Annotated in this window: 22 protein-coding genes and 1 pseudogene; 13 read left to right on the forward strand and 10 right to left on the reverse strand. The window is 75.5% G+C overall.

Annotated features, from left to right (window positions below; all coding sequences use genetic code 11):
- Positions 1 to 32 precede the first annotated feature (32 nt).
- The 4 genes from ACIA79_RS03975 (at position 33) to ACIA79_RS03990 (ending at position 3,752) form a co-directional block, all read left to right on the forward strand.
- The gene (locus tag ACIA79_RS03975) at positions 33 to 1,595 is read left to right on the forward strand and encodes a sodium:solute symporter (protein WP_399426555.1); all 1,563 of its coding nucleotides are present in this window, start codon (positions 33 to 35) and stop codon (positions 1,593 to 1,595) included.
- A complete protein-coding gene (locus ACIA79_RS03980) occupies positions 1,592 to 2,215 on the forward strand; it encodes an RNA polymerase sigma factor (RefSeq protein WP_399426556.1) in 624 nt (207 codons plus the stop codon). The genes ACIA79_RS03975 and ACIA79_RS03980 overlap by 4 nt, the downstream gene beginning before the upstream one ends.
- Positions 2,212 to 2,517, forward strand: a complete 306-nt coding sequence (locus ACIA79_RS03985; RefSeq protein ID WP_399426557.1) for a hypothetical protein — start codon at positions 2,212 to 2,214, stop codon at positions 2,515 to 2,517. The genes ACIA79_RS03980 and ACIA79_RS03985 overlap by 4 nt, the downstream gene beginning before the upstream one ends.
- 215 nt (positions 2,518 to 2,732) lie before the next feature.
- Positions 2,733 to 3,752, forward strand: a complete 1,020-nt coding sequence (locus ACIA79_RS03990; protein WP_399426558.1) for a LacI family DNA-binding transcriptional regulator — start codon at positions 2,733 to 2,735, stop codon at positions 3,750 to 3,752.
- 46 nt (positions 3,753 to 3,798) lie between these two features.
- Here ACIA79_RS03990 and ACIA79_RS03995 read toward each other — a convergent pair whose 3' ends face one another.
- Together ACIA79_RS03995 and ACIA79_RS04000 are read right to left on the reverse strand one after the other, a co-directional pair.
- Entirely contained in the window at positions 3,799 to 4,788 is a 990-nt protein-coding gene (locus ACIA79_RS03995) for an acetylxylan esterase (RefSeq protein ID WP_399426559.1), read from the reverse strand.
- 154 nt (positions 4,789 to 4,942) lie between these two features.
- A complete protein-coding gene (locus tag ACIA79_RS04000; protein WP_399426560.1) occupies positions 4,943 to 6,571 on the reverse strand; it encodes a cellulase family glycosylhydrolase in 1,629 nt (542 codons plus the stop codon).
- A 957-nt stretch (positions 6,572 to 7,528) separates the two neighbouring features.
- On the opposite strand from ACIA79_RS04000, the gene ACIA79_RS04005 reads away from it, so the two are divergent.
- Positions 7,529 to 8,224 carry a phosphodiesterase gene (locus ACIA79_RS04005; protein ID WP_399426561.1) on the forward strand — a complete coding sequence of 232 codons (696 nt, stop codon included), beginning with the start codon at positions 7,529 to 7,531 and terminating at the stop codon, positions 8,222 to 8,224.
- 107 nt (positions 8,225 to 8,331) lie between these two features.
- Positions 8,332 to 8,847, forward strand: coding sequence for a DUF1360 domain-containing protein (locus tag ACIA79_RS04010; RefSeq protein WP_399426562.1), 516 nt, complete (start codon positions 8,332 to 8,334; stop codon positions 8,845 to 8,847).
- Positions 8,848 to 9,043: 196 nt separating this feature from the next.
- Here the strand turns inward: ACIA79_RS04010 and ACIA79_RS04015 are convergent.
- The 4 genes and pseudogenes from ACIA79_RS04015 to ACIA79_RS04030 form a co-directional block, all read right to left on the reverse strand.
- A pseudogene (locus ACIA79_RS04015) lies at positions 9,044 to 10,632 on the reverse strand (MFS transporter).
- A 376-nt stretch (positions 10,633 to 11,008) separates the two neighbouring features.
- Positions 11,009 to 11,488: a MarR family winged helix-turn-helix transcriptional regulator gene (locus tag ACIA79_RS04020; protein ID WP_399426563.1), complete on the reverse strand. Its 480-nt coding sequence runs from the start codon at positions 11,486 to 11,488 to the stop codon at positions 11,009 to 11,011.
- Positions 11,489 to 11,608: 120 nt separating this feature from the next.
- Entirely contained in the window at positions 11,609 to 12,787 is a 1,179-nt protein-coding gene (locus ACIA79_RS04025; RefSeq protein ID WP_399426564.1) for an aromatic amino acid transaminase, read from the reverse strand.
- On the reverse strand, positions 12,780 to 13,832 hold the full coding sequence (locus ACIA79_RS04030; protein ID WP_399426565.1) for a DMT family transporter: 1,053 nt from the start codon (positions 13,830 to 13,832) through the stop codon (positions 12,780 to 12,782). The genes ACIA79_RS04025 and ACIA79_RS04030 overlap by 8 nt, the downstream gene beginning before the upstream one ends.
- Before the next feature lie 141 nt (positions 13,833 to 13,973).
- Between ACIA79_RS04030 and ACIA79_RS04035 the strand changes: the two genes are divergently transcribed.
- Together ACIA79_RS04035 and ACIA79_RS04040 are read left to right on the forward strand one after the other, a co-directional pair.
- Entirely contained in the window at positions 13,974 to 14,435 is a 462-nt protein-coding gene (locus ACIA79_RS04035; protein ID WP_399426566.1) for an Lrp/AsnC family transcriptional regulator, read from the forward strand.
- A gap of 95 nt (positions 14,436 to 14,530) precedes the next feature.
- Complete coding sequence (locus ACIA79_RS04040) at positions 14,531 to 15,637, forward strand: hypothetical protein (RefSeq protein WP_399426567.1); 1,107 nt, start codon at positions 14,531 to 14,533, stop codon at positions 15,635 to 15,637.
- 219 nt (positions 15,638 to 15,856) lie between these two features.
- Here the strand turns inward: ACIA79_RS04040 and ACIA79_RS04045 are convergent, their stop codons facing one another.
- A complete protein-coding gene (locus tag ACIA79_RS04045; RefSeq protein ID WP_399426568.1) occupies positions 15,857 to 16,309 on the reverse strand; it encodes a YbhB/YbcL family Raf kinase inhibitor-like protein in 453 nt (150 codons plus the stop codon).
- A 60-nt stretch (positions 16,310 to 16,369) separates the two neighbouring features.
- Positions 16,370 to 17,827 (reverse strand): cytochrome P450, encoded by a 1,458-nt coding sequence (locus tag ACIA79_RS04050; protein ID WP_399426569.1) that lies wholly within the window; start codon positions 17,825 to 17,827, stop codon positions 16,370 to 16,372.
- Positions 17,828 to 17,993: 166 nt separating this feature from the next.
- Between ACIA79_RS04050 and ACIA79_RS04055 the strand changes: the two genes are divergently transcribed.
- A complete protein-coding gene (locus ACIA79_RS04055) occupies positions 17,994 to 19,013 on the forward strand; it encodes a LysR family transcriptional regulator (RefSeq protein ID WP_399426570.1) in 1,020 nt (339 codons plus the stop codon).
- A gap of 76 nt (positions 19,014 to 19,089) precedes the next feature.
- The gene (locus ACIA79_RS04060; RefSeq protein ID WP_399426571.1) at positions 19,090 to 20,454 is read left to right on the forward strand and encodes a carbohydrate-binding protein; all 1,365 of its coding nucleotides are present in this window, start codon (positions 19,090 to 19,092) and stop codon (positions 20,452 to 20,454) included.
- A gap of 37 nt (positions 20,455 to 20,491) precedes the next feature.
- Here ACIA79_RS04060 and ACIA79_RS04065 read toward each other — a convergent pair whose 3' ends face one another.
- Positions 20,492 to 21,373: a glutathione S-transferase C-terminal domain-containing protein gene (locus ACIA79_RS04065; protein ID WP_399426572.1), complete on the reverse strand. Its 882-nt coding sequence runs from the start codon at positions 21,371 to 21,373 to the stop codon at positions 20,492 to 20,494.
- Positions 21,374 to 21,498: 125 nt separating this feature from the next.
- Here ACIA79_RS04065 and ACIA79_RS04070 point away from each other — a divergent pair, with 125 nt between their 5' ends.
- The 3 genes from ACIA79_RS04070 (at position 21,499) to ACIA79_RS04080 (ending at position 23,693) form a co-directional block, all read left to right on the forward strand.
- Positions 21,499 to 21,699, forward strand: a complete 201-nt coding sequence (locus ACIA79_RS04070; protein ID WP_399426573.1) for a hypothetical protein — start codon at positions 21,499 to 21,501, stop codon at positions 21,697 to 21,699.
- A 381-nt stretch (positions 21,700 to 22,080) separates the two neighbouring features.
- The gene (locus tag ACIA79_RS04075) at positions 22,081 to 22,674 is read left to right on the forward strand and encodes a hypothetical protein (protein ID WP_399426574.1); all 594 of its coding nucleotides are present in this window, start codon (positions 22,081 to 22,083) and stop codon (positions 22,672 to 22,674) included.
- The gene (locus tag ACIA79_RS04080) at positions 22,671 to 23,693 is read left to right on the forward strand and encodes a nucleotidyl transferase AbiEii/AbiGii toxin family protein (RefSeq protein ID WP_399426575.1); all 1,023 of its coding nucleotides are present in this window, start codon (positions 22,671 to 22,673) and stop codon (positions 23,691 to 23,693) included. The genes ACIA79_RS04075 and ACIA79_RS04080 overlap by 4 nt, the downstream gene beginning before the upstream one ends.
- Positions 23,694 to 23,758: 65 nt before the next feature.
- On the opposite strand, the gene ACIA79_RS04085 is transcribed toward ACIA79_RS04080, so the two are convergent.
- On the reverse strand, positions 23,759 to 25,123 hold the full coding sequence (locus tag ACIA79_RS04085) for a tannase/feruloyl esterase family alpha/beta hydrolase (RefSeq protein WP_399426576.1): 1,365 nt from the start codon (positions 25,121 to 25,123) through the stop codon (positions 23,759 to 23,761).
- Between the last annotated feature and the right edge of the window lie 114 nt (positions 25,124 to 25,237).

Genomic DNA, 25,237 nt, shown 5'->3' on the forward strand with positions numbered 1-25,237 from the left:
GGGTTGGGTCGACGACCGGGGGGCGGGCGGGGATGCGTGAAGAGGCGCTGCTCGCGGCCTTCCTCTCGGTCGTCGGCGCGACGTCCTTATGGGCGGTGTCGGCGCGGCGGTTCCACGCCCGCGACACCCTCCCCTCGCTGGAGGGCTGGGCCCTCGCCGACCGCTCCCTGGGCACGCTGTGGACCTGGCTGCTGCTGGGCGGCACGGTGTTCACCGCCTACACCTTCGCCGCCGTACCGGGTCTGGTGTACGGCGACGGGGCCTCCGGCTTCTTCGCCCTGCCGTACACGGTGATCGTCTGGCCGCTGGCCTTCGTCCTGCTGCCCCGGCTGTGGGCGATGGCCCGCGCCCACGGCCACATCACGGTGGCCGACGTCGTCCGGGGCCGCTACGGCTCGCCGTCCCTGGCGCTCGCGGTGGCCCTGACCGGGATCCTGGCCACGCTGCCCTATCTGGCGCTGCAACTGGTGGGACTGCGCGCGGTGCTGACGGTGAGCGGGCTCTATCCCCGCGGCCCCGCGGGTGATCTGGCGCTGATCGCGCTGTTCGCGGTGCCGGCCCTGGCGTCGTACCGCTACGGGCTGCGGTCCCCCACCGTCATCTCGGCCTTGAAGGGCGTCCTGGTCTTCTGCTCCGCGTTCGCCGTCATGGCGCTCGTCCTGGGGCGGCTGGGCGGTCCCGGCCCGATGTTCGACGCCGCGGCGCTGCACCTCGCGGAGCGGGCGGCGCCGGACGCCGCGCTGGTGCCGGGCCCGCGCCAGCAGGGCGCGTACGCCACGCTGGCCCTCGGCTCGGCGCTGGCCCTGCTGATGTACCCGCACGTCCTCACCGCCGGTTTCGCCGCGTCGAGCGCGGGCACCCTGCGCCGGGCGTCGGTCGCGCTGCCGGCCTGGACCGCTGTGCTCGCGCTGTTCGGGCTGCTGGGCGTCGCGGCCCTGGCGGCCGGCATCCACACGCCGCCCGGCCGCGCCGAGGAGGCCGTACCGCTGCTGGTCGGCTCGTTCCTGCCGGCGCTCCTGGCAGGGCTGGTGCTGGGGGCGCTCGCCGTGGGGGCGCTGGTCCCGGCCGCCGTGATGTCGATCGCCGCCGCGTCCCTGTTCGTGCGCAACGTCTACGTCGAGTACGTGCAGCCGACCGCCACGCCGAAGCGGCAGGTGCGGATCGCGCGCGTGGTGTCGCTCGTGGTGAAGGTCGCCGCGGTGGCCTTCGCCGTCGGCCTGCGCGACCAGGACGCCATCAACCTTCAACTGCTCGGAGGAGTCTGGATCCTTCAGGTCTTCCCCGCCGTCGCCGGCGGACTGCTGACGCGGCGGCTGCACGAACGCGCCCTGCTGGCCGGATGGGGCACGGGGATGGTCGCCGGCACCACCCTGGTCGTGGGCCACGGGTTCTCCTCCGTGGTGCCCCTCCCCTTCGGCGGCCGGGAGCTGGAGGTCTACACCGGCCTCGCCGCCTTCCTGCTCAATGTCGCGGTCGCCGTGGTCCTCACCACGGTGTTCGACCGCCTCGGTCCACCCCGCGGTGCCGCAACCACCGCCCTGCCGCAACGCCCGGCCGCCGGGCGCCGCACGACGAGAGGAACGAGCAGCCCATGAAGCGGACCCGCCAGGACGTCATCTCCTCGTTGCCGTCGACCGCCACCCGGAGGGCGCTCGGAGAAGGCGATGCGCCCGGGGCCGCCCAGGCGCCCCTGGTCGACCTGGCCGAACTGGAGCGGGAGGCCGGACTGTCCCGGCTGTTCGACCTCCACTACGCCTCGATGCTGCGTCTCGCCACCCTGCTCGGTGCCGACGACCCGGAGAACATCGTGGCCGAGGCGTACTACCAGATCTACCGAAAATGGCGTAAGTTGCGGGATTCCAGCTCCGCGGAGGCATACCTGCGCTCCGTCGTGTGCAATCTCACCCGCATGCGGATCCGCCACCTCCAGGTCGTCCGGAAGCACGTGGAGACACCGGACGCGTCCGTCGTCCCCACCGATGCCTCGGCGGCCTCCGCGGAGGCGTCCGCCCTGCTCCGTGACGACCAGCGCGTGCTCGTGGCCGCCCTGCGCAAACTGCCGACGCGGCAGCGCGAGGCGCTCGTCCTGCGGCACTGGCTCGGGCTGAAGGAGTCGGAGATCGCGGAGGCGATGGGTATATCGTGCGGTTCTGTCAAGACGCATACCGCACGCGGAATTGCCGCCCTCACCCAGGCGATGGAGGCCCGACGATGAGCGATTCCCCCTCGCCGACCTCTGCCGCCGACACCGAGCGACAGCTCCGCGAGGCCCTCGCGGCACTGGCCGACGACGTCCACCCCGCACCGAGCGCCTACCGCGCGGCACGCGGCGACTGGCTGCGCCGGGAGCGCCGCCGCCGCGTGGTCCTCGCCGCGCTGATCACCGTGCTGTTCACCCTGGTGACCCTGGTGGGCCTGTGGGTGCTGAACCAGGTCCCCTCCCGGCCCGGCGTCATCTTCGACGACGCCCCGCGCACCGGGCAGCACCAGCCGGCGAACCGCGGCGGGGCCCCGTAGCCCTCCGGGCCCCACCCCGACGCCGCACCGCCGGCAGGAGCACACGGCACCACCCCGGACCCGCGACCGCACCGGTGAACCGGGAGCGTCCCGCCCGCCGGTCCGCGGGACGACGGGACCACCGCGCCGGCCTCACCACGACGGCACGACGGGCGCGGGCGCCGGACGGTAGGGTCACGGCGTCCGAGGAACCGCACACAGCCCGGGGGTGACGCGTGAAGCGGCCGACCATCGCGGACATCGCCCGCCACGCCGGCGTCTCCAAGGTGGCCGTCTCCTACGCCCTCAACGACCGCCCCGGAGTGTCCGACGCGACCCGCACCTCGATCAAGGCGATCGCGGAGGAGCTCGGCTGGCGTCCCAACAGTGCCGCACGGGCCCTCAACGGCGCCCGCGCCCAAGCGGTCGGCCTCGTGGTGCGCCGGCCCCCCTCCACGCTCGGCGTGGAGCCCTTCTTCATGGAGCTCGTCAGCGGCATCGAGAGCGTCCTCTCCGCGCAGTCCTACGCGCTGATGCTGCAGATGGCCGACTCCCACGAGCAGGAGCTGGAGGTCTACCGCCGCTGGTGGGGGGAGCGCCGGGTGGACGGCGTGTTCCTGGTCGACCTGCACTCCGACGACGCCCGCGTCCCCGCGGTCGAAGCCCTCGGCCTGCCCGTCGTCGCCATCGCACCGCCCGGGACCTCGGGAAGCCTGCCGGCCGTCTGGTCCGACGACGGCGAGAGCGTACGGGAGGCGGTGCGCTACCTCGCCGCGCTGGGCCACCGCCGCATCGCCCGGGTGGCGGGACCCGCGGAGCTCGCGCACACCGCCGTCCGCGACCTCGCGCTGCGGGAGGCGTGCGCGGAGGCCGGGCTGCCCGAGCCGGAGACCGTCCACACCGACTACACCGGTGAGGAGGGGGCCCGCGCCACCCGTCACCTGCTCATCGCGGCGCGGCGCCCCACCGCGATGGTCTTCGACAACGACATCATGGCGGTGGCGGCGCTGTCCGTCGCCCAGGAACTCGGCCTGGACATCCCCGCCGACCTGTCGCTCGTCGCCTGGGACGAGTCGCCCCTCACCCAGGTCGTCCGGCCGCCCCTGTCCGCCGTGGCACGGGACATCCCCGCTTACGGGGCGACCGCCGCCCGGTCGCTGCTGGCGCTCATCGCGGGGGAGGGCGTCGGCGACGTCCGGGGGGCGCCCGGGAGGCTCGTACCGCGGGGCAGCACCCGCCCGCCGCGCACGGCGTGACCACTCCCCCGGGCGGGACGCGGTCCGTCGCCGGGCACACCCCTCGTCATGGGGTCCATCGCCGGGCAGGGGCGAGGCCGCGCCCGCGCAGCCAGCGCAGTTGCACGACGGCGTTGGCTCCCTTGCCCCCCGCGTGGTCCGCGAAGGGCCATTCGGTGATCTGCTTGTCGCCCGCGTACTGCTGGAAGGCCGCGTGGACGGTGGACGGCGGGCAGACCGGGTCCATCAGGCCGGCGCTGAAGAGGGCGGGGGCCGTGGCCCGGCGGGCGAAGTGGACGCCGTCGAAGTGGCCGAGGGTGGCGAAAACCCGGTCGGGGGCGTCCGGGGTGTGGTGGCGCAGGTAGTCGACGAGCTCGGTGTACGGCCCTTCGGTCGCCGTCGCGGCCCCGCGCCGGATGTGGCACAGGAAGGGAACGTCCGGGAGGGCCGCCGCGATCCGGTCGCCCGCCAGGCCCGCGACCGCGAGGGCGAGCCCGCCGCCCTGGCTGGCGCCCTGGACGGTGATGCGGTCGGGGTCGACGTGCGGCAGGGTGCGTGCCGCGTCCACCGCGCGGACGCAGTCGGCGACGAGCCGCCGGAAGTAGTGGTCGCGCGGGTCCTGGATGCCCCTGGTCATGAAGCCGTGCACCCACTGGGTCCCGGCGTCCGGGTGCGGGTCCGGTGTGTCGTGGCCCTGGCCCCGGCTGTCGACGACGAGGTGCGCGTAACCGGCCGACGCGTACAGCAGGTGGTCGGTGGGCAGTCCGCGCCCGCCGGTGTATCCGATGTACGTGATCACCGCCGGCAGGGGCCCCTCGGCCTCCGAGGGGACGAGGAGCCAGGCGGCGACGGGCTGGCCGCCCCAGCCGGGGAACCGTACGTCGTAGGCGTCGAGGGTGGCCAGGGGAGAGCCCGGGACGGGGTGGAGGCTCGGTGAGCCGCCCGCCTCCCGGGAGAGCCGCAGGGTCTCGTGCCAGAAGGCGTCGAAGTCCTCGGGTTCCGTGGGCGGTTCGTCACGGGCGGCGGGATGGCCGGGGGGCAGGTCGGTGTACGGCATGGTGCCGGCTCCTCGGTGTGCGGGCCGGCCGCGCGGGATCGGGGAGGCGCGGCCGGCGGGTGGTGGCGGTGCGCCGGCGGCCTCCCGCCGGCCGGTGTGGCCGCGGGGAGGCCGCCGGTGCCCCCCGGACGCGGTGGCCGGGGCGCGGAACGGCTCAGTTCCTGGTGCAGGGGGAGCCGTTGAGGCTGAAGGCGGCGGGCACGCCGTTGCCTCCCGTGGAGGAGGCGCTCAGGCCGAAGCCGACCGTTCCGCCGGCCGGGATGGTCGCGGTCCAGGACTCGTGGGTGGCCCGCACCTGGTTGCCCTGCTGGGTGACCTTGGCGTTCCAGGCGGAGGTCACCGTCTGCCCGCCGGGGAAGGCGAAGTCGAGCTGCCAGCCCCTGATGTCCTGGCTGCCGGTGTTGTGGAGGGTGACGTGGGCGTTGAATCCGGTGCCCCAGTCCTCCAGGCGGTAGGCGACGGCACAGCTTCCGGCGGCCGGACCGCCGGCGGTGGTGACGGCGACGGTGGCCGAGCGGGGGGAACGGTTGCCGGCGGCGTCGCGGGCGTAGACGGCGAAGGTGTACGCGGTGGCGGGGGTCAGTCCGGTGAGCGTGGTGCCGGTGGCCGTGGCGGTGGTGACGGGTGTCTCGCCGCTGCCGTCGACGCGGACGACGTCGTAGGCGGTGACCGCGGTGTCGTCGGTGGACGCGGGCCAGGTCAGCCGGGCGCCGGTGGAGGTGACGTCCGAGGCGGTGGGCGCGCCGGGGGCGGTGGGCGGCCGGGTGTCGCCGCCGCTCCCGGTGCCGTAGACGCTCGCTTCGCGGGATGTCTGCCGGATGCCGTCGGGGCCGTTGAAGATGCGCTGCCCCCACGGGGTCAGCCGGCCGGCGTCGAAGCCCGTGGCCATGTCGAGGTACTCGACACCGCCTCCGTTGCCGCTCCAGGACCAGCCCAGGTATCCGAGGTCCAGCCGGCGGGCGGTGGCCATGATGGCGTCCTCGTCGGGGTTGCCGTCCGAGTGCGCGTCGCCGAACTCGCCCACGACGAGGGGGAGCCGGCGGGAGGCGAAGCGGTTCAGGTAGTCCTCCACCTCGGCGGCGGTGTCGTAGACGCCGTACATGTGGACGGAGAAGACGGTGTTGCGCCGCGGGTCGGCGGCGAAGACGGCGGGGGCGTTGTCCCTCATCGTGAAGGACCAGTCCTGGCCCCAGTTGGGGGCGTCGACCATGAGGGTGTGCTCGAAGCCGGCGGCGCGCATGCGGGTGATGGCGTTCCTGGTGTCGGCGGTCCAGGCGGTGTGCCCGGTGTTGCCGTGCGGCTCGTTGCCGAGGTTCAGCAGGACGTACTTCTCCTGGCCCTTGAGCGCGCTCTGCACGTCGATCCAGTAGTCGACCGCCTTGTCCAGCGACACCGCGCCGGACTGCTCCCCGTATCCGGTGGTGTCGTGCGCCTCCAGGACGCAGACGAGTCTGCTCGCCTTGCACCGGGCGACGACGTGCGCGACGTCCGCGGTGCCGTTCTTGGTCCACCGGTCGCCCGTGCTGAGCACGACGCGTACGGAGTTGGCTCCCAGCGCCTTGATGTCGGCCAGTGCCCGGTCGGTCGTGGCGGTGTACCAGGTGTGCGCGTGGTTCACGCCCCGGAGGACGAAGTCGTTGCCGTTCGCGTCGAGGAGCCGGCCGTCCTCGACGTGGAAGCCGGCGGCGGACGGGACCGCCGCGTGGGCGGCGGAGGGTGCGGTGAGGACGGTGGCGGCGACGGCCAGCAGCGCTCCCGCCGCGGTGACCCGTTTTCTGCTCATGTGGTGCTCCCGACTCGGTCGCGCGCACGCCGCGGCCGCGAGGTCCGGGGCGTACGGCTTTCCTGACATGGAGGGTGCGGTGCTGCCGGCCCGGCCGCGCTCCGCCCCGACCGCCTCCGGGGGTGGTCCGCGGCGGTCCGCCGGGCGTGTCGGTGCACGGGGCGGACGGGCCGTGGGTCCCCGCTGTTCGGTGACGTTCCGCGGCTCCCACCGAACAGCGGGAGGAAATGTGCGCCGGACCGGCCGGGCGGAGGAGACCCGACGCGGTTTTCCCATGGGATTGACGGGCGTGCCCGGCGACCGGAAATGAGGCTAGGGGTATGCGGGGGCCGAAACAATAGCCGGGACAGAACCGGTTAAGTTTAGTCGTCCGTTTCGTTCCCGGAGCGCTTCGGAGGGCGGAGAGGCGGTGGCTTTCCGCGGAGCCGTGGACCGGGGTGGCGCACCGTCACCGGGCCACGGGGGCACCGATTCCCGGGCGGGCGCACCGGTCGTGTCCGTACCGCCGGTGCCGCGTGGTCCGCTGACCACGCCCTCCCCCTTTCACGGTCGGCGGACCTGAATGCACCGGGCGATGCGCCTGCTGTGACAACGCTGTTCAGTGAACTGGTTCAGTTACCTCCTGCTTTTGCACAGCAGTACTCCCCCGCGGAATCCCGACGTTCGTTCAAGCGCGCCACGTGCCTCCCCCGGGGCGGTCGGCGAGGGCGGGCGGGCCGGTTCCCCGGGCGGGGGCGGGCGGTCGCGCGGCGGCCCGGCGCGCACGGCCGTGCATCGGGGCGCGTTCCGGTGTGCATGTCCTCGCCGGAACGGGGCACCAGAGGTCGTGACGCAGGTCCGCCCGGTTGTCCCCCCGGCCGGCGGAACCGGCGACGGCCCCGCCACCTTCCCTGTCCCGGTGGCGGGGCCGAGCCGTTTCCGTGGGTGGATCCGTTCCGGCCGGGTACCCGGGGCGACATGATGTCGACGTCCACGCCCCACAGGCTCGCCCGTACGGCCTCCCGGTACGTGGCCCGCCGCCGGCGCGCGCCGGCGCTGCACCCGGACGGCGTGAACTGCTCCGCCGTCCTGACCGTGACCGGCTCGGCCCACCGCGCGTGGGGCGTGCCGCTGCTGGACGAGCCCGGCACGTACCGGGTGACGGCCCGCTGGTCGCGGGCGCTCGGGCTGCCGGAGAGCCTCCCGGACGGCTTCGGCCTGGCCCTCAGGGTGGAGGACGCGGCGGGTCCCGGACGGCCGTGGGACCTGCTGCTCACCACCAGCGGCAGCGGGCGGCTGCTCCGCCACGTGCCCCTCCCCCGGCGCCGCCCGCTGGCGGGCCCGTACGGGACGCTGACCGCGTACCGGGTGGGGCGGCGGACCTGCTGGCTGGCGGCCCTGCCGCGGGCCCCGCACCGTGCCGTGCGAGGAGGGCTGCACGCCCTGCAGGAGCACCTGCTCGACACCGAAATCGTCCTCGACCTCTGCGTCGCCGCACGCGGACAGCACTGGCGCCCGGTCGCCGCGCTGACCGTGGCACCCCTGCTGCCCTGGACGGGGACGTCCATCGGCTACGACCCCTACCGGTGCAGCCTCCCCGGGCTGCGCCCGACCGCGCGGCTGCGCTCGCTGCGGGAGGGGGCGTACGGCGGATCCCGCGACGGGCGCGGCTGACCTCACCGCCGCAGCCGTCCGCTTCCGGTCGACCGGGGCCCCGGGAGCACAGAGGCCGGCGCGGCAGGACGTGCCAGTGAGCGGCCCCGATACCGAAGGTGGCAAGCATGGTGGAACTGCTGCGACGCATCCGCAGGGACTACTCCGGCGGGGAGGACCGGCCGCTGGGCGGCTACGTGGCGGCACTGACGGCGTTCGGTGCGTACGCGTCGGCGTGGGCGGCGGCCGTCCGGCTGACCGGCTCCGCGCTTCCGGAGCGCCCCCGGCCGGGGGACATCGCGCTCACGTCCGTGGCGACGTTCCGGCTGAGCCGGTTGCTGACGAAGAGCGCGGTCACCAGTCCGATGCGCGCGGCGTTCACGACGTACCAGGGGCCGCAAGGGCCGGCCGAACTGAGCGAGTCCCCGCGGGAGGACGGCCACGAGGCGGCGGGCGAGCTGCTGACGTGCCCCTTCTGCATGAGCGTCTGGGTGGCGACCGCGTTCACCGCAGGGCAGGCCCTGTGGCCGCGGGGCACCCGCGCCGTGATGGCCGCCCTGGCGGCGACGGCGGGTGCGGACGTGCTCCAGCTGTCGTACAGCATGCTGACGGACAGGGCCACGGGCGGGGGCGGGAAGGACTGAGGCGCGGACGCGGCGCGCCCCGCCGGACGACCGGTGCCGGTGCCGGTGCCGTGCCGGCCGCGCGTGGCCCGGCACCGGTGCCGGCGGCGCGCGGTGCCGTGCCGCCGGCGCGCGGACCGGCACTGGCACCGGCTGGCCGGCCGTCCCCGGGCGGGGTCGGCCGGTGCCGTTGGTGGAGGCCGGGAACGGGCGGCGGTCAGCCGGAGCGACGGCGGAGGCCGAGTGCGGCGACCACCGCGCCCGCCGCGGTGAGCGCGGCGGTGACCAGGACGGCGGTGTGCACGCCGTTAATGAAGGCCTGGCCGCTGCCTTCGACGACCGCGGCCCTCAGCCCGGCGGGCATGCCGTCGGAGACCGGCGCGATGCCCATCGCCACCGCGTCCTCGGCCTCGCCGAGCCCGGCGGCCACCGGCGCGGGAACGCCCGCACCGGTCAGTTCGCCGGTCAGGCCGGATCCGACCCGGCTGCTGATGAGGGAGATCAGGACCGACGTGCCCAGCGCCCCGCCGATCTGGAGGGAGGTGGCCTGGAGGCCGCCCGCCACGCCGCCGTCCTCGACCGGCGCGTTCCCGACGATCGCGTCGGAGGAGGCGGCCATCACCATGCCGACGCCCAGGCCGAGCGCGACGAACGGCGGCCACATCGCGGCGTAGGAGGAGTCGGCGCTCCAGGTGTACAGCCCGAGGGAGGCGCCGGACTGCAGAAGCATGCCCAGCGGCATGGTGAACCGCGCGCCGAAGCGCTCGGTCAGCGCGGCGCCCAGCGGCGCGGCGACGACGGAGGCGAGGCTCAGCGGCAGCGTGCGCACGCCCGCTTCGACGGGGGTGAAGCCGCGGACGTTCTGCAGGTAGATCATGACGAAGAAGATCACGCCGAGCAGGACGAAGAAGTTGAGCGCCGTCACGGCCGTGCCGATGGTCAGCGCCGGGTTGCGGAACAGCCGCATGGGCAGCAGCGGATGCGCCACGCGCGTCTCGTGGCGGCCGAAGAGCAGCAGGAGCACGAGGCCCGCGGCGATGGCGCCGAGCGTGCCGCCCGACGTCCAGCCCCATGTCTCGCCCTTGACGACGCCGAGGACGACGGCGAGCAGACCGGCCGCGAGCAGGACCACGCCGGAGAGGTCGAACTTCTCACCCGCCGCGGCGGTGTTCCGGCTCTGCGGGAGCACGAACGCGCTGAAGGCCAGGGCGGCGGCACCGATGGGGGCGTTGATCCAGAAGACCGACTCCCAGTCGACGTGCTCGACGAGCAGGCCGCCGACGATGGGGCCGAGCGCGGTGGACACGGACGACACCATGGCCCAGATGCCCACCGCCATGCCGAACTTCCCGGGCGGGAAGACCGCGCGCAGCAGCGCGAGCGTGTTGGGCATCAGCAGGGCGCCGAAGAGGCCCTGCAGGGCCCGGAAGGCGATGACGCCCTCGATGGACCCGCACAGGCCGATGGCGACGGAGGCGAGGGTGAAGCCGGCGACGCCGACGAGGTAGTACGTACGGCGGCCGAAGCGGTCACCGAGTTTGCCGCCGAGGATCAGCGCCGCGGCGAGGGCCAGCAGGTAGGAGTTGGTGACCCACTGCAGGTCGGCGGTCGAGGCGCCCAGTCCCGGCCGATCTCGGGGTTGGCGATGGAGACGACGGAGCCGTCGAGGCCGACCATGAACAGGCCGAAGGCGACGGCGATCAGGGTGAGCCACGGGTTGGCCCGCCGGCCGCGCGGCACCCGGTGGTCCGGTGCCGGTGTGCGGGTGGCGGGCGGGGGGCTGTGGTCCACGGAAGGGGAGGGCATGGGTGAACGTGTCCTTGTCGGGGCGGACGGGAAGGGCCGCGGCGCGGCGGACCGCTGCGGCGGGTGACGGGGCGAGCGACGGGTGACGGGGGCGAGCGGCGGTTCGGGGCGCGGGGGCCGCAGTCCTGGCGGCGGGCCGCCGCGCCGGACCTGCCGGCGCACGGGCGTGCCCATCCCGAGTGGGCCGGGGACGGGCCGCGCGCGTGCGGGGCGCCAGGCGGGGAGGTACGGCGGGTACGTCAGCGCGCGGAGGCACGGCCCGGTGCGGGAAACCGCGGGCGGGTCGGGGTGGTCCGGAGGGCTGCCGGCCGCACTCCACGGCGCGGCGGCCCCGCCCGGCCGGGTGTGCGCGCCGGGGCGTACGGGGAAGGGCGGGTCAGTGCGTCGCCGGGTGGAGCCGCCGCGTCAGTGACTGGAGGGCGCCGAGGGCCGAGCCCAGTGCGTCGCGCTCCCCGTCGGTGAGGGACTCCAGTGCCTCGCCGACGTATCCGGCCTTGAGGTCGCCCACCTCGGCGAGGCGGCTCCTCGCCGTGTCCGTCGGGTGCAGGTGCGCGACCCGCTTGTCGCGGGCGTCCCGCCGGCGCTCCAGGAGGCCCTGTTCGGTGAGGGCGGAGACCAGGGCACTGACGTTGTTGGGCTTCATCAGGAGCGCGTCGGCGCACTCCCGTACCGTGACGCCCTCGCGGTCCGCGACGAGCCGCAGCAGCGCGAGCTGCGCCTCGGGGAGGCGGGGGTACGGGAGGTCGCGGGCGACGCGGCGGTCGAGGGCCCGGCTCAGCGCGGGCAGGCAGACGGCGAGCACGGCGGCCGTGCGATCGGTGTCCGTGTCCTGCGGGGACGCGCCGGGGGTGGGCATGCCCGCCACCATAGGTATGAATCCTTACCTATGTCAACATACTCATTTCCCGCGCCCTCGCCGCGCTGCGCCGCGAGGCGCTCCCTTCAGCTCCCCCGGCTCAGCGCGGCGCGGATCGGCTCAGCTCACGGCGGCGCACGTCGGCTGTTCCAGCACCGCCGCGATGCCCTGGGCGAGGCAGGGGATGCGGTGGGCCGGGATGCCGGCGATGTTGATGCGCCCCGAGTCGGTGCCGTAGATGGCGAACCGCCGGCGCAGCGCGTGCATCCCGTCGGCCGACAGCGGCAGCGTCGAGAACATGCCCTTCTGCCGCGCGAGGGAGCTCGCCTGCGCCCCGTGGCCCATCGAGTCGAGCTGGGCGACCAGGTCGGCGCGGTTGGCCTGGATCCGGGCCCGCATGTCGTCGAGTTCGGCCCGCCAGGCGGCCCGCAGCCCGTCGTCCTCCAGGATGGCGGTGACGACGGCGGCGCCGTGCTCCGGCGGCATGGAGTACAGCGTGCGGGCGGCGTTCTGCAGGGCGGTCTCGACGTTGCGCAGGGCGGTGCGGGAGGGGCCGAGGACCACGGCGCAGCCCGTGCGGTCGCTGTAGAGGCCGAAGTTTTTGGAGCAGCTGACGGCGATCAGCATCTCGGGGACGCGGTCCGCCAGCATCCGCGTGGCCCACAGGTCCGCCTCCAGCCCGTCACCGAGGCCGTGGTACGCCAGGTCGACGAACGGCACCCAGCCGTCGCGTACGGCCAGCCCGGCCAGCGCCTCCCACTCGTCGCGGGTCGGGTCGACCCCGGTGGGGTTGTGGCAGCAGCCCTGGAGCAGGACCACGTCGTCCCGGCGGGCGTCCGGCAGATCGCGCAGCGGGTCGCTCCAGTCGTAGGTCCGTACCGTCAGGCCCGCCGCCTCCAGGATGGGCCGGTGGTTGACGTAGGCGGGGTCGCTGATCCACACCGTGGTGCCGGGCCGGGTCCGGCGGATCAGATCGGCCAGCAGGCGCAGCGCTCCGGTGCCCGCGACGGTCTGGACGGCGGTGGCGCGGCCGGCCGGACCGCCGGTGCCCAGGACCGTGGAGACCATGGCGCGGTTGAAGGCGGTGTTGCCGGACAGGCCCCGGTACTCCTTGGAGGCGGAACGTTCCGCCAGGCGTATCTCGGCCTCGCGGACGGCGGCCATCACGGGGGTGACACCCGTGTGGTCGCGGTAGACACCGAGGACCAGGTCGAGCCGCTCGGGACGCTCGTCGGCGGCGAAGGCGGCGGCCAGGTCCCACAGCGGGTCGGCGGGCGGGGCGGGCAGGAGCTCAAGCACGGGTGGGAACCTCGGGTCGGGGGCGTCGGTTGGCGAGCGCGACGCCGGCGGTGATCAGCGGTACGCCGACGAGTACGGGCAGGGTGGGCGACTCGTCGAGCAGAGGGACGGCGAGCAGGACGACGGCGACGGGGCTGAGGCTGCCGACGACGGAACTGCGTTCCGGGCCGAGCCTGCGGATGGCGAACGCGTAGAGCAGACCGGCGCACAGTCCGACCCCGAGCCCCTGGACCACCAGGAACAGCACGATGTCGCCGCCCGCGGCGTGTGCGATCCCGGTGGGGAGCACTCCGGTCAGGACCAGCAGCGCGATCACGGCGAGCGAGGGCAGGCACAGCAGACCGATCGACCCGACCGGGTCGAGGTCCACCTCGCGCAGACCCACGGTGTAGAGCGCCCACAGCCCGCTGGCGACCAGCAGGGTGCCCGCTCCGGCCAGCACCTCCGTGTCCACCGGGACGAGGTACCGCCAGACCAGGGCGACCACGCCGACGGCGATCAGGCCGAGCCCGGCGGCCTGCGTGCCGCGGGGCAGGCCACGCCCGCCCGCGACCATGAGCGCGGAGACGAAGAGCGGCACCATGCCGGGGACGATGGACCCGACGAACGCCGCGGAGGTGAGGGAGCCGCCGTGCATCGCCGCGAGGAAGAACGGCACACCGGCCCCGCAGACGATCTTCAGGGCGGGCCCCGGGCGCACCGCGGCCAGTCGCCGCCTGCGCCGCCACAGCGCGGGCGCCAGCACCACGAGCGGCACGCCGAACCGCAGCAAGGCGGCGTCGGCGGGCAGCAGGGTGGAGGCGCTCAGGGCCCGGGCGCTCAGCGCGAACCCGGCCCAGATGGCCACGGTGAGCAGGAGTGCCGCCAGCCCCACGCCCTGCGGTGACAGCCGGGCGAACCGCGGCCCGGCCGCCCCCGCCGCCCGGGAGGCACCCTCTCCGGGTACGGACGCGTCCGCGCCGGCCGCCGGGGCGGGAGCCGCCGGCGGGGCGGCAGCCGCCGCAGCGGCGGGGACCGGCGTCGCGGTCCTCGTGTTCGTCGCCACCAACGTGTGCCCTCCAGCCTCGACTCCGACTCAGCAGTGAGCAACATTAGGTCGGAGCCGAGGGCAGGCGATTGCTACTTCCACCCCCTGGCACCTACCTTCGGGGCAGAATCTGCCAAGCCGCCGAGAAAGGACATCGTCATGGACGCTGTCGACCTGCACATCGTCCGGGAGCTCCAGGCGGACGGGCGGCTGTCCAACCAGGACCTCGCCGACCGGGTCCGGCTCTCCCCCTCCCCCTGCCTGCGGCGCGTACGCCGCCTGGAGGACTCCGGACTGATCCGCGGGTACACGGCGATGGTCGACCAGGTGGCCTTCGGGCTCCCGATCACCGTCTTCGTACGCGTCCGGCTGGAGCGGCACACCGCCGAGGCCGTCAACGCCTTCGAGGAGCACGTCGGGCTCATCGAGCACATCCAGGACTGCTACCTGATGGCGGGCAGCAGCGACTACCTGCTGCGGGTCGTCATCGAGAGCCTGGAGGCGTACGAGGTGCTCGTGCGCACCCGCATCCACGCCATCCCCGGCATCGCGTCGATCGAGTCGAGCTTCGCCTTCGGCAGCGTCAAGCAGTCCCGGGTCTACCCGCGCCCCGCCTCCTGACGCCCCTGCCGCGCCTCCGGGCCGCTCCGGGCCGCCCCGGAGGCGCGCATCATCGGAGGTGGGGGCGGAACCACCGGGAGTGGTGAGGAGTGGCCATGAGGCTGTCGTTCCTGGAACCCCTCTACGCGGAGCGGGGCCCGTTCACCTCCGTGTACCTGGACACGTCGCGGGACACCGACGACGCCGAGCGGGCGATCGCCCAGCGGTGGCACCGGCTGCGCGAGCAACTGGCGCGGCAGGGCGCGGACCGGGCGTCCATCGCCGCCGCGGAGGAGGTGGTGGGCGCGGACGCGGACGTGCCCGGCGTGCACGGCCAGGCCATCTTCACCGCGCACGGGACGGTCGTCCTGGACGACGAGCTGCCGGCGCCGCCCGCGCACGACGTCGCGCGGTACGGCACGCTGCCGGACGCCATGCCGCTGGTGGCGCAGCACCTTCCGGAGATCCCCTACCTGGCCGTGGTGGTCCACTACCGCGGACTGCCCACCGCCGACGCCTCGGGCACGGTCGCGGTGGCGGCCGAGGCCGGGAGGTGGCCCGTGTCCCGGGTCACGCCGGGCGAGCGGCTGCTGCGGCGGGTGCCGGTGTCCGGGTGGCACGGCGCCGCGGCGCGACTGGGGCACGAGCTGGACCGGTGGGCGCGGCGCACGGGCGCGGACGCGGTGGTGCTGGGCGGTGACGAGTGGGCGGGCAACGTCCTGCTCCGCCGGTTGCCGCGGGCGCTGCGCGAGCGGGTCGTACGGGTCGGCGGGCCGGCCCCCGCCGCCGCCGGCCGCGCGCTGCTGGAGCCGCAGGTCGCCGGCGTGCTGCGCGGGCGCATGGCCGCGCACGACCGCGCGCTCGTGGAGACCTTCCTGGCCCGGCGGGCGCGCGGCGCCGGTACGGCCGAGGGCCTGGCGGCCGGGGTCGCGGCACTGCAGCGCGGCCAGGTCACGGCGCTGCTGCTGCACCCGCCCCGGCCGTGGCAGCCGGCGGAACCGCTGTGGACCGGTCCCGGGCCGGCGCAGCTCGCGCTGACCGAGGAGGAGCTGGTCTCCTTCGGGGTGCGGGCGCCGCGCCGGGAACGGGCCGACGAGGCCCTGGTGCGGGCGGTGGCGGGCACCGGTGCCGAGCTGGTCGTCGTCCCCGCGGACGAGGTGCCGCTGCGCGACGGGGTGGGGGCGCTGCTGCGCTACACCGACGCCGCGACGCCGGGCCCGTGACGGGCCGTCCGGCGGGGCGTGCGTGCCGGCGGTGCGACCCGGGAGGTGCCCATCAGGGCACCGGGGCCTGCGTCCCGTGGCAGGCTCCGCGTGCCGGCGGTGCGCCGGGAGCGGGGGCCGGGCGGGTCAGCGCTGGTAGGTGCCGAACAGGGCGCCGGGACCTGTGTCCGGCGGCGGCTCCGTGTGCCGGCGGTGCGCCGGGAGCGGGGGCCGGGCGGGTCAGCGCTGGTAGGTGCCCATCAGGGCGCCGCTCGCCAGTTCGCGGCCGGCCAGGGCCCGGTGCACGGTGTCGGCGGTCGGCCGGCCGGTGAGCGGCAGGGGCTGGGAGACGGCCCACAGGCGGAAGAAGTAGCGGTGGCGGCCGTGGCCCGGCGGCGGCAGCGGGCCGCCCCAGCCGGTGCGGCCGAAGCCGTTGGGCCACTCGGTGCCGCCGGGCGGGGTCCGCCCTTCCTCCGCACCGTCGCTCGCCGGGTCGATGCCGGTGACGAGCCAGTGGAGGAAGGCGCCGTCCGGGGCGTCCGGGTCCTCGCAGGCGAGGACCAGCTCCGCCGTGCCGTCCGGTGGAGATGACCAGGTCAGGGGCGGGGAGATGTCCTCCCCCTCCCCGGTGTAGCGGCGGGGGATCGCCTGGTGGTCGCCGAACGCCGCACTGCTGAGCTCGATACCGGTCATGGGCGCGGCTGTACCCGCAACCGCGCCCCGGCTACCGGTCCGGGCCGGGCAACTACCCGATCAGCGGCGGCGCAGGATGCAGCGCGCCGGGCCCGCCGCACGCAGCGTGATGGCGGCCTGGACCGGCACCGTCCCGTCGACGGCGGTGAGCTCGTACTCCTGGAGGATCATCGCGAGCGCCAGAACCGACTCCAGCATCGAGAAGTGCTGGCCGATGCAGGCGCGCGGGCCGCCGCCGAACGGGAACCAGGCGTAGCGGGGCCGGTCCTTCTCGGCCTCGGGGGTGAAGCGCTCGGGGTCGAAGCGCTCGGGGTCGTCCCAGTAGCGGGGGTGACGGTGGGTCACCCAGGGCGCGACGATCACATCGGCACCGGCCGGGACGGTGTGGCCCCCGACGACGGTGGCGGCGACGGCACGTCGGCCGATGACCGGTGCCGCCGGGTACAGGCGCATGGCCTCCTTGAGGACCATCGTCAGGTACGGCAGCGCGTCGAGGTCCGCGGCGGTGGGGGTGCGCCCGTCCAGGACGCGGGCGGCCTCGGCCCGGGCCCGCTCCTGCTGCTCGGGGTGGCGCGCCAGCAGGTGCAGCGCGAAGGCGAGCGAGGTCGCGGTGGTCTCGTGCCCGGCGAGCAGGAAGACCAGCACCTGGTCGCGGATCTCCGCCGCGTCGAGGGTGCCGTCCTCGGCGCTGCCGGCCTGGGCGAGCAGGGTCAGCAGGTCCTCGCCGGTCGCGGCGGCACCCTGCGCGCGCCGCTCCTCGACGATGCGGTCGCACACCGCGTACAGCTCGCGCGACGCGGCGGCGGCACGGCGGTTGGCGCGCGTGGGCCAGTCTCGCGGGACGTTGAGGGGGGAGTAGCCGCGCCGCAGGACGTACTCGCCGATGACGGGGAAGCAGCGCTCCACCACGTCGACGGCGGCCTCGACGTCCACGCCGAACAGGATGCGGGCGACGGCGCGCAGGGTGAGCCGCGTCATCTCGTCGACGACGTCGACGACACGGGTGTCCGCGTCGGGCGCGGCGGCGGCCGCCCGGCCGCCTCCGGGAGCGCTTCCGGCACCCGCGCCGGCACCGGCACCCGCTCCCGCCGTGCCGGAACCGGCTCCCGCATGCCACCGGCTCGTCAGGGCCGCGACCTCGGTGGTCACCGCCTGCGCGTAGCCGTCGACGCGCCGCCGGGTGAACAGCGGCTGCACGAGCCGCCGCTGCCTCAGGTAGTCGTCGTCCTGGCTGGTCAGCAGGCCGTTGCCGAAGGACTCCCGGACCTCCTGGTAGAAGGCGTTGTCCTTGCGGAAGTTGGCCGATTCCGTCGCCAGGACCTGCTGGGCGCCCTCCGCCGAGAACACCCCGTACAGCTCGAACCGCAGCCCCGGCGGACCGGCCGTGAGCCGGACGACGTCGCCGTGCTCGCGCAGGGACCGGACGTAGGTGGCCAGCGAGTCGTTGCGGAGGTCCAGCATGGAGCCGAGCAGCGGCAGACCTGCCGGGCCGGGAACGCGCGTCTCGGTGATCGCCATCAGCTCTCCCTGGGGGCGGGTGGACAAGCAGGGCCGGTAGGTACCGGCGTCCGCGATTCTGCCCAACCGGCACGGGCGCACGCGGGCCCGCGGCCGGATTCCGCCCGCGGAATTGGTCCGGACCTGCTTATTGCCGATGGCGGCGGACGGCGGCCAAGCTGCCGTCATGGACCTGGAGTTGCGGCACCTGAGGACGATCCGCGCCATCGCCGACGCGGGCAGTCTCACCAAGGCGGCCACCGAGCTCGGGCTCGCCCAGCCGGCGCTCAGCGCGCAGCTGCGCCGGATCGAGCGCTCGCTCGGCGGCGCGCTGTTCGAGCGCGGGCGTGGCGGGGTGCGCGCCACGGCGCTCGGCGAGCTGGTCCTGGACCGGGCCCGGGTCGTGCTGCCCGCGGTGGGCGAACTCCAGCGGGAGGCCGTGCGGTTCGCCCGGGCCGCGGGCGCCGGCGGGCCCTGGGGTGCCGGCCGGCCCGCGTTCCGGCTGGGCGGGACCCACGGGCCGCTGCTGGGCGGTCTGGTGGACCGGCTGGCCGCCGCCGAGCCGGGCGCGCCGGTGACCACCCGGACCTCCTGGTCCGAGCGCGAGCTCGCCGCAGCGGCCGCCGAGGGGCGGCTGGACTACGCCCTCGTCGGTGCCTGCGGCGAGAGCGCGCCGCCCGATCCCGCGGCGGGGCGACTGGCGTGGACGGAGGTGGCGCGCGACCCGGTGTTCGTGATGCTCGCGGCCGGCCATCCGCTCGCGGCACGCGCCGAGATCGAGCTGGCCGAACTCGCGGCGGAGGCGTGGACCGACGTGCCGGGCGACGGCTGCTTCGGTGACTGCTTCGCCGCCGCCTGCCTCCGGGCGGGCTTCACCCCGGCCTGCGTGTACGAGGCGGACACCGCGTCCTGCGTCCATCTGGTGCAGGTGGGGCGGGCGGTGGGGCTGTGCCGGGCCACGTTCCCCGCCACGCCCGGCATGGTCACCCGCCCGCTGACCGGTACCCCGCTGGTGTGGCGGCACCTGCTCGGCTGGCACCCCGAGGCGCCGGCGGCGGCCCGGTCCCCCGCGGTGGTCGCCCACGCCCGGGCGGCCCACCGGGAGGCGGCGGCGCGCAGCCCCAGCTACACGCGCTGGCTGGCGGCGCGGCGTACCGCGCCCGCCGCCCGGGACGCGATCCATAACGCGATGGAGAGGGTCAACTGACATCTGCTGCACGGGGACCCACCCTCCCTACGGTTTCGGCACACCTCCACCGAACCGACCGGAAGGGTACTCCCCCATGTCGCACAGGAACGCCGCAGTGGCGTGTACCGCCGCCGCGGCCGCCGCGGGCGCACTGCTCCTGGCCCCGTCGCAGGCCGCCGCGGGGCCCGCCGTGGGCCCCGCCGCCGTCGGAGCGGCCGGCACCCTCGCCACCTCCGCCGCCCCTCCGGGGCTGCTGTCCGCCATGCAGCGCGACCTCGGCATCAGCCCGGCGCAGGCCAGGCAGCGGCTGGTCAACGAGGCCGAGGCCGGCGCGGCGGCGGCCCGGCTCCGGCAGCGGCTGGCGGGCGCGTACGCCGGTGCCTGGGTGGACGGGCCCGACTCCGCCGCCCTGACGGTGGCGACCACGCGGGCCGCCGACGCCGGCGCGATCGCCGCGGCCGGCGCGCGGGCCCGGGTCGTACCGCACACCCTGGCCGAGCTCGACCGCACCAAGGCGGCCCTGGACCGCGCCGCGGCCCGCAACTCCCCCACCGACGCCCCGGTCTGGTACGTCGACGTCCGCACCAACACCGTGGTGATACGGGCGGTCGAGGCGTCGGCGGCCGAGTCGCTGCTCCGCGCGAGCGGCGCGGAGCGGTCGCGGGTGCGGATCGTCCACGCCCCCGAACGGCCGCGCGCCCTGTACGACCTGCGGGGCGGCGACGCGTACTACATGGGTGGCGGGGGGCGGTGCTCGGTCGGTTTCCCGGTCACCCGGGGCACCCAGCAGGGCTTCGCCACCGCCGGCCACTGCGGCCGCGCGGGGACGTCCACGAGCGGCTACAACCAGGTGGCGCAGGGCAGCTTCCAGGCGTCCTCGTTCCCGGGCCGCGACATGGCGTGGGTGGCGACCGGCTCCGGCTGGACGGCGACCCCGTACGTCAAGGGCGCCGGCGGCGTGAACGTCCAGGTGACCGGATCGGTGCAGCAGCCGGTCGGCGCCTCGATCTGCCGGTCCGGCTCGACGACGGGCTGGCACTGCGGCACCATCCAGCAGCACAACACGAGCGTCACCTACCCCGAGGGCACCATCACCGGCGTGACCCGCACGACCGTGTGCGCCGAGCCGGGGGACTCGGGCGGCTCGTACATCTCGGGCAGCCAGGCGCAGGGGGTCACCTCCGGCGGGTCGGGCGACTGCCGCAGCGGCGGCACGACGTTCCACCAGCCGATCAACCCGCTGCTCCAGGCGTACGGGCTGACGCTGAAGACCACGACGGGCCCCGAGGACCCGGGCGACCCGGGCGACCCGCCCGGCGGGACGTGGACGGTGGGCACCGTGTACACGGCCGGGGACCAGGTGACGTACGGCGGCGCGGTCTACCGCTGCCTCCAGGGCCACCAGGCGCAGCCGGGCTGGGAGCCGCCGAACGTCCCGGCGCTCTGGCAGCGGGCCTGACGCGCGGCAGCGGTCCGGCCGGCCCCCGCGGTACGCGCTACGCGGGTGTGTTCAGCGTGGTCGTCGCCGGGCGCGACGGCGGCCGCGGGGGCCGGACGGGCCACTGCACGATGGGCATGGCGGCGCCGGCCGCCTCCCGCCCCCGGCAGCGGGCGTGGTGGCGGGCGGCGATGCCGGCGACGTCGAGGTGCGCGCCGAAGGCCGGGTGCGCGGCGAGGCGCCGGGCGTACGACCACAGGGACGGGTGGGCGGCGATCCGGTGCACCGCGTCGGCGTCCAGGTGCCAGCGGTGCACGGTGTCCAGGTACAGCAGCGTGACCCACACCCGGACGTCGGCGAGGGTCGGCGTGTCACCGCCGAGGACGTACTCCTGGCCGGCGAGCCGCCGTTCCAGCGCGTCCAGTGCCCCGAGGAGGGTGTTGAGCGGCGCCCGGTGGGCGGCGTCGCCGTCGAGGCCGAGCTCTCCGGCGTGCTGGGCTGCTTCGTGGACGCCGAGCTCGCACAGCACCGCGACGGCCCGGCTCTCCGCGCGGGCGGCCGGCGGGTGCAGCGCGTCGCCGCGGTCGCCGGCGAACCGCAGCACCAGGTCCTCCAGGATGTCCGGCGCGTGGGCGCTGACGATCCGGCCGGTCCAGCCGTCACTGAGGACGGGGGCGGCGGCCGGCCCGGTGAACCGGTGCGCGGCGGCTTCGTAGAGCGGGCGCAGGGCGGCGTAGCCGCCGTCCGGCGTGTCGGGGAGCGCGGGCAGGACGGTGAGCGGGAGCGCGTCGCCGAGGCCCAGCAGGCCGTGGGTGACGGCGACGAGCAGACAGCCGGGGTCGGACGGCGACAGGAGGAGCCGGTAGCGGCGGGGTGCGGCGTAGTGGCCGCTGCGGGTGTCGGGCCGCCGGTGCGCCCACCGGTGGCCCGACGTGGGCACGGAAGCGCGTCATCATCCCGGCCGCGGTGGTCCTCTTCCTCACCGGTGTGGGGATCGGCGGCTCGGGGGACGGAAGCACGACGACTGCCGGAAGCGCCGAGCCGGCCCCCGCGGTGACCCGGACCGTGACGGTGACCGTGTCGCCCGCCGCCACCCCGGATGCGGCGACGCCGGATGCCGCTGCGCCGGCGACCGAGGCGGCAGCCCCGGCGCGGGCTCAGGCCCCCGCGCCGACCGAGGCCGAGCGGGCGACGGTGCCCGACTTCGCGGGCATGGTGCTGCAGACCGCTCAGGACACCGCCCAGGCCGAGGGCTTCTTCCTCTGACGTCGCACGACAGCACGGGCGCCGGGCGGATGCAGGTGCTCGACCGGAATTGGAAGGTCTGCTCGCAGAGCAGGGCCGCGGGCACCAGCGTCCCGACCACCACGACGCTCGACTTCGGCGCCGTGAAGCTCGAGGAGAGCTGCCCGTAGGAGGGCCGGGAACCCCTCGCCCCGCCGGGCAGGAGAGGCTCCCGCGGGTGCCCCGGCCGGAGGCCCGCCCTGGCCCGGGGGCCCGCGTCCCGGCCGGGTCCGGCCGCGCGGTGCGAGGGTCCCTCCGCGAACCGGCCCTCGGGGAGGCGCACTTCGGGTGACGGGCTGTCCGGGCGCCTTCTCCCGGGAACCCGGATGCGGGCCGGACGCCGCGTCCGGCAGGATCGCTCCCATGTCCCCGTACGAAACGCACGTGACGGTGCGCTGCCCGGAGCCGGACGAGCTGGTCCGGCTGGAGGAGTGGGCTGCCGCCCGGGCGCTGAAGGTGACGCACATCGTGCTGGCGCGCGGCCGGATGGTGTCGCAGCCGATGCTGACGGTGCCGGACCGCATCAGCCACGAGACCCTGGTGCCGCGGCTCCGGGCGGACGGCTTCCACCCGGTCCGCGTCAAGGTGGAGACGGTCCCGTGGACGTCGGACCGGCCGGGTCCGGGCGGCGGCTACTTCGAGCATCACCTGCGCCTGTCGCTCGACTCCGGTTTCGACCGGGCGCGTCTGGAGGCCGTCGTGGTTCCGCACGGCGCGCACCTGTCCTGGAACGCCCGGCGCGTGTCCGCGGACGGCAGCCGCCACGAGCGGTTCGTGACCCAGCGGTACCGCGGCCCCGGCGGGGCGGCATCCGCGGGACGCGCGTGCGACGCGCTGGCCGCGGACCTCGCCGCCGCGGGTTTCCGGATCCTCTCGGAGGAGCGGGAGTTCGTGCTGTACGACAGCGACCTGTCGGTGGACGACGGGTGGCTCGACCCGGAGGGGGTGGCCTCGTGAGCGGCACATGGCGGCAGTTCGACTGGCGGAGCACCGAGATACCGCGGGAACCCCTGGACGAGCGGACCCGGGCGCTGCGGGAGCTGCCCAGGACCCTGCGGCCGGTGATGGGGGACGACGTGCGGCAGCGGGCGGTGTTCGACCCGTCCCTGAAGCACTTCCAGCGGGCCTACCGGGCCGGCGACCCGGTCTTCGACTCCCCGGAGCGGACCGCCGCGTGGGTCCGGGCCCGGCGGGCGGCGCTCGACGCCGTCCTGACGGCGGTGTCGGACTCCCCATGGGTGGACTCGCTGGTGCTGCGGGGCAGCGTGCTCCTCGCCGACCGGTTCGGCGCGGCGGCCCGGGAGCCGGGCGATCTCGACTTCGTGGTGATCCCCGTGTCCTGGCGGATGGAGGACGGCCGGACCGCCCGGATGCTGGAGGGCATCGCGGCGGCTGCGGACGGCCGGGCCGGGATCAAGGCCTCCGGCATGGTCGCGGAGGACATCTGGACGTACGACCGCGTGCCGGGGCGGCGGATGATGCTGCCGTGGTCGGTGCCGGGGCTGCCGGAGGGGCAGGTGCAGCTGGACTTCGTGTTCAACGAGCGTCTGCCCGCCGAGCCGGAACCGGTGGAACTCGCCTGCGGCGCCGTGGTCCTGGCGGCCACACCCGAGTTGTCGCTCGCCTGGAAACTGCTGTGGCTCATCAGTGACGCGCATCCGCAGGGCAAGGACCTGTACGACGCCGTCCTGCTGGCCGAGCGGTACCCGTTGCCCCTGGAGCTGCTCGACGAGGTGTTCCGGCTGGCCGGGGAGTGGCCGCTGCCGAACAGGAAGGTGGAGCTCCAGGACTTCGCGAACCTGGCCACGGATGCGTACCCCGGCACCGAGTGGGTCCACTTCGAGGCGGAGTACCCGCACCTCGCCGCGCCCGGTGAAGGAGCGTACGTCGAACGGCTGGTGGAGGCGCTGCGGCCGGCCTTCGAGGGACGCGGCCGGGCGGAGTCCGGCGGCCCGTGCCGGGCTCCCGCCGGCTGACCCGGGCGCCCCGGCCCCCACGTCCCGGAAGGAGCGGGGAAGCGCGGCCGGCCGCGGCGGCCGGCTCACCTCAGCGGGCAGTCGGCCAGGAGCGTGGCCGGGTCCGCGGCCGGGTCCCTGAGGACCGTCCGGGACGCGGGCGGGCGCAGGCCGCGGTGCAGCCAGTCCTCCAGGGCCGTGAACGCGGTGCGGTGGCACGGCACGAGCGGGCGCAGCCGGTCCGGGAAGGCGTCCACCAGGCCGTCGGTGTGCGTGCCGCTCTCGATGCGGTAGTACCGGTGCAGTCCGCCGCGCCCGGCGTCACGGACCATGCGGGCGTACACGTCGGAGTCCCGGCCGATCGGCAGCAGCACGTCGAGCGTGCCGTGCAGGGTGAGCAGCGGCTTGCCGATGCGTCCGGTCAGCGCGATCCGCTCCACGGCGCGGTGGACCTCCGGGGGCCGGGCCGCCCAGTCGTAGTCGGCGTCCGCCCCGGTGTGGCCGGGGTCGAACTCCTCGCGGTGGAGGCGCTGGGTGAGGGCCCAGTAGTACGTGTGGTGGTACGGCCACAGGAACTCCGAGCCGGCCGGGTAGCCGGCGGCGTGCATCGCGTCGCGCGCCGCCCCGGCCGCCGGCCCGCCCGCGGCGTACACGGGGTAGTGGCGCAGCGCGGGGGGCAGGAAGGTGAAGAGGTTCGGGCCGTCGGCCCGCCACAGGACGCCTTCCCAGTCCACGCCGCCGTCGTACAGCTCCGGGTGGTTCTCCAGCTGCCAGCGCACGAGGTAGCCGCCGTTGGAGATGCCGGTCGCCAGGGTGCGGGCGGGCGGGCGGTGGTAGTGCCGGGCGACGACGGCGCGGGCGGCCCGGGTGAGCTGGGTCAGGCGTGCGTTCCACTCGGCGACGGCGTCGCCGGGGGCGCGGCCGTCACCGGGGAAGGCGGCGGAGGTGTTGCCCTTGTCGGTGGCGGCGAAGGCGTAGCCGCGGGCCAGGACCCAGTCGGCGATGGCGCGGTCGTTGGCGTACTGCTCGCGGTTGCCGGGCGTGCCGGAGACGACCAGGCCGCCGTTCCAGCGGTCGGGCAGCCGGATGACGAACTGGGAGTCGTGCCGCCAGCCGTGGTTGGTGTTGGTGGTGGACGTGTCGGGGAACCAGCCGTCGATCTGGACGCCGGGTACGCCGCGGGGGACGGGCAGGTCCCTGGGGGTGAGCCCGGCCCAGTCCGCCGGGTCGGTGTGGCCCGAGCCCACGGTGCCGGCGGTGGTCAGCTCGTCCAGGCAGGCCGTCTCCTGGTGGCCGGCGCCGGGAACCTTGAGGGACGCGGCTGCCGCGCACCGGCCGCGCGGGACGTCGGATGCGGCCGGTGGCGCCGGAGCGGCGCCGAGGGTCAGGGCCGCCAGGGTGACCGCCGTGAGGGCGGCGTACCGTCTGGTGGCTCGCGTGGGCGGGAACATCAGCACCTCCGGGTTCGATGCGCGCGACGACCGGAGGCTAGGCGCGTACGACGGCCGTGGACATGGCCGCACACGCCATGGCGGGGGCACCGGGAACGTGGGGCGCCACCATGA

Source organism: Streptomyces sp. NPDC051310 (assembly GCF_044455245.1).
GTDB lineage: Bacteria > Actinomycetota > Actinomycetes > Streptomycetales > Streptomycetaceae > Streptomyces.

What these genes read in the sequence shown, in the direction of transcription:
- ACIA79_RS04045 (WP_399426568.1), bottom strand. Translation starts at nt 16,309, where the DNA reads ATGACCGGTATCGAGCTCAGCAGTGCGGCGTTCGGCGACCACCAGGCG.
- ACIA79_RS03975 (WP_399426555.1), top strand. Translation starts at nt 33, where the DNA reads ATGCGTGAAGAGGCGCTGCTCGCGGCCTTCCTCTCGGTCGTCGGCGCG.
- ACIA79_RS04060 (WP_399426571.1), top strand. Translation starts at nt 19,090, where the DNA reads ATGTCGCACAGGAACGCCGCAGTGGCGTGTACCGCCGCCGCGGCCGCC.
- ACIA79_RS04050 (WP_399426569.1), bottom strand. Translation starts at nt 17,827, where the DNA reads ATGGCGATCACCGAGACGCGCGTTCCCGGCCCGGCAGGTCTGCCGCTG.
- ACIA79_RS04000 (WP_399426560.1), bottom strand. Translation starts at nt 6,571, where the DNA reads ATGAGCAGAAAACGGGTCACCGCGGCGGGAGCGCTGCTGGCCGTCGCC.
- ACIA79_RS03985 (WP_399426557.1), top strand. Translation starts at nt 2,212, where the DNA reads ATGAGCGATTCCCCCTCGCCGACCTCTGCCGCCGACACCGAGCGACAG.
- ACIA79_RS03995 (WP_399426559.1), bottom strand. Translation starts at nt 4,788, where the DNA reads ATGCCGTACACCGACCTGCCCCCCGGCCATCCCGCCGCCCGTGACGAA.
- ACIA79_RS04040 (WP_399426567.1), top strand. Translation starts at nt 14,531, where the DNA reads ATGAGGCTGTCGTTCCTGGAACCCCTCTACGCGGAGCGGGGCCCGTTC.
- ACIA79_RS03980 (WP_399426556.1), top strand. Translation starts at nt 1,592, where the DNA reads ATGAAGCGGACCCGCCAGGACGTCATCTCCTCGTTGCCGTCGACCGCC.
- ACIA79_RS04020 (WP_399426563.1), bottom strand. Translation starts at nt 11,488, where the DNA reads ATGCCCACCCCCGGCGCGTCCCCGCAGGACACGGACACCGATCGCACG.
- ACIA79_RS04055 (WP_399426570.1), top strand. Translation starts at nt 17,994, where the DNA reads ATGGACCTGGAGTTGCGGCACCTGAGGACGATCCGCGCCATCGCCGAC.
- ACIA79_RS04075 (WP_399426574.1), top strand. Translation starts at nt 22,081, where the DNA reads ATGTCCCCGTACGAAACGCACGTGACGGTGCGCTGCCCGGAGCCGGAC.
- ACIA79_RS04005 (WP_399426561.1), top strand. Translation starts at nt 7,529, where the DNA reads ATGATGTCGACGTCCACGCCCCACAGGCTCGCCCGTACGGCCTCCCGG.
- ACIA79_RS04035 (WP_399426566.1), top strand. Translation starts at nt 13,974, where the DNA reads ATGGACGCTGTCGACCTGCACATCGTCCGGGAGCTCCAGGCGGACGGG.
- ACIA79_RS04085 (WP_399426576.1), bottom strand. Translation starts at nt 25,123, where the DNA reads ATGTTCCCGCCCACGCGAGCCACCAGACGGTACGCCGCCCTCACGGCG.
- ACIA79_RS04010 (WP_399426562.1), top strand. Translation starts at nt 8,332, where the DNA reads ATGGTGGAACTGCTGCGACGCATCCGCAGGGACTACTCCGGCGGGGAG.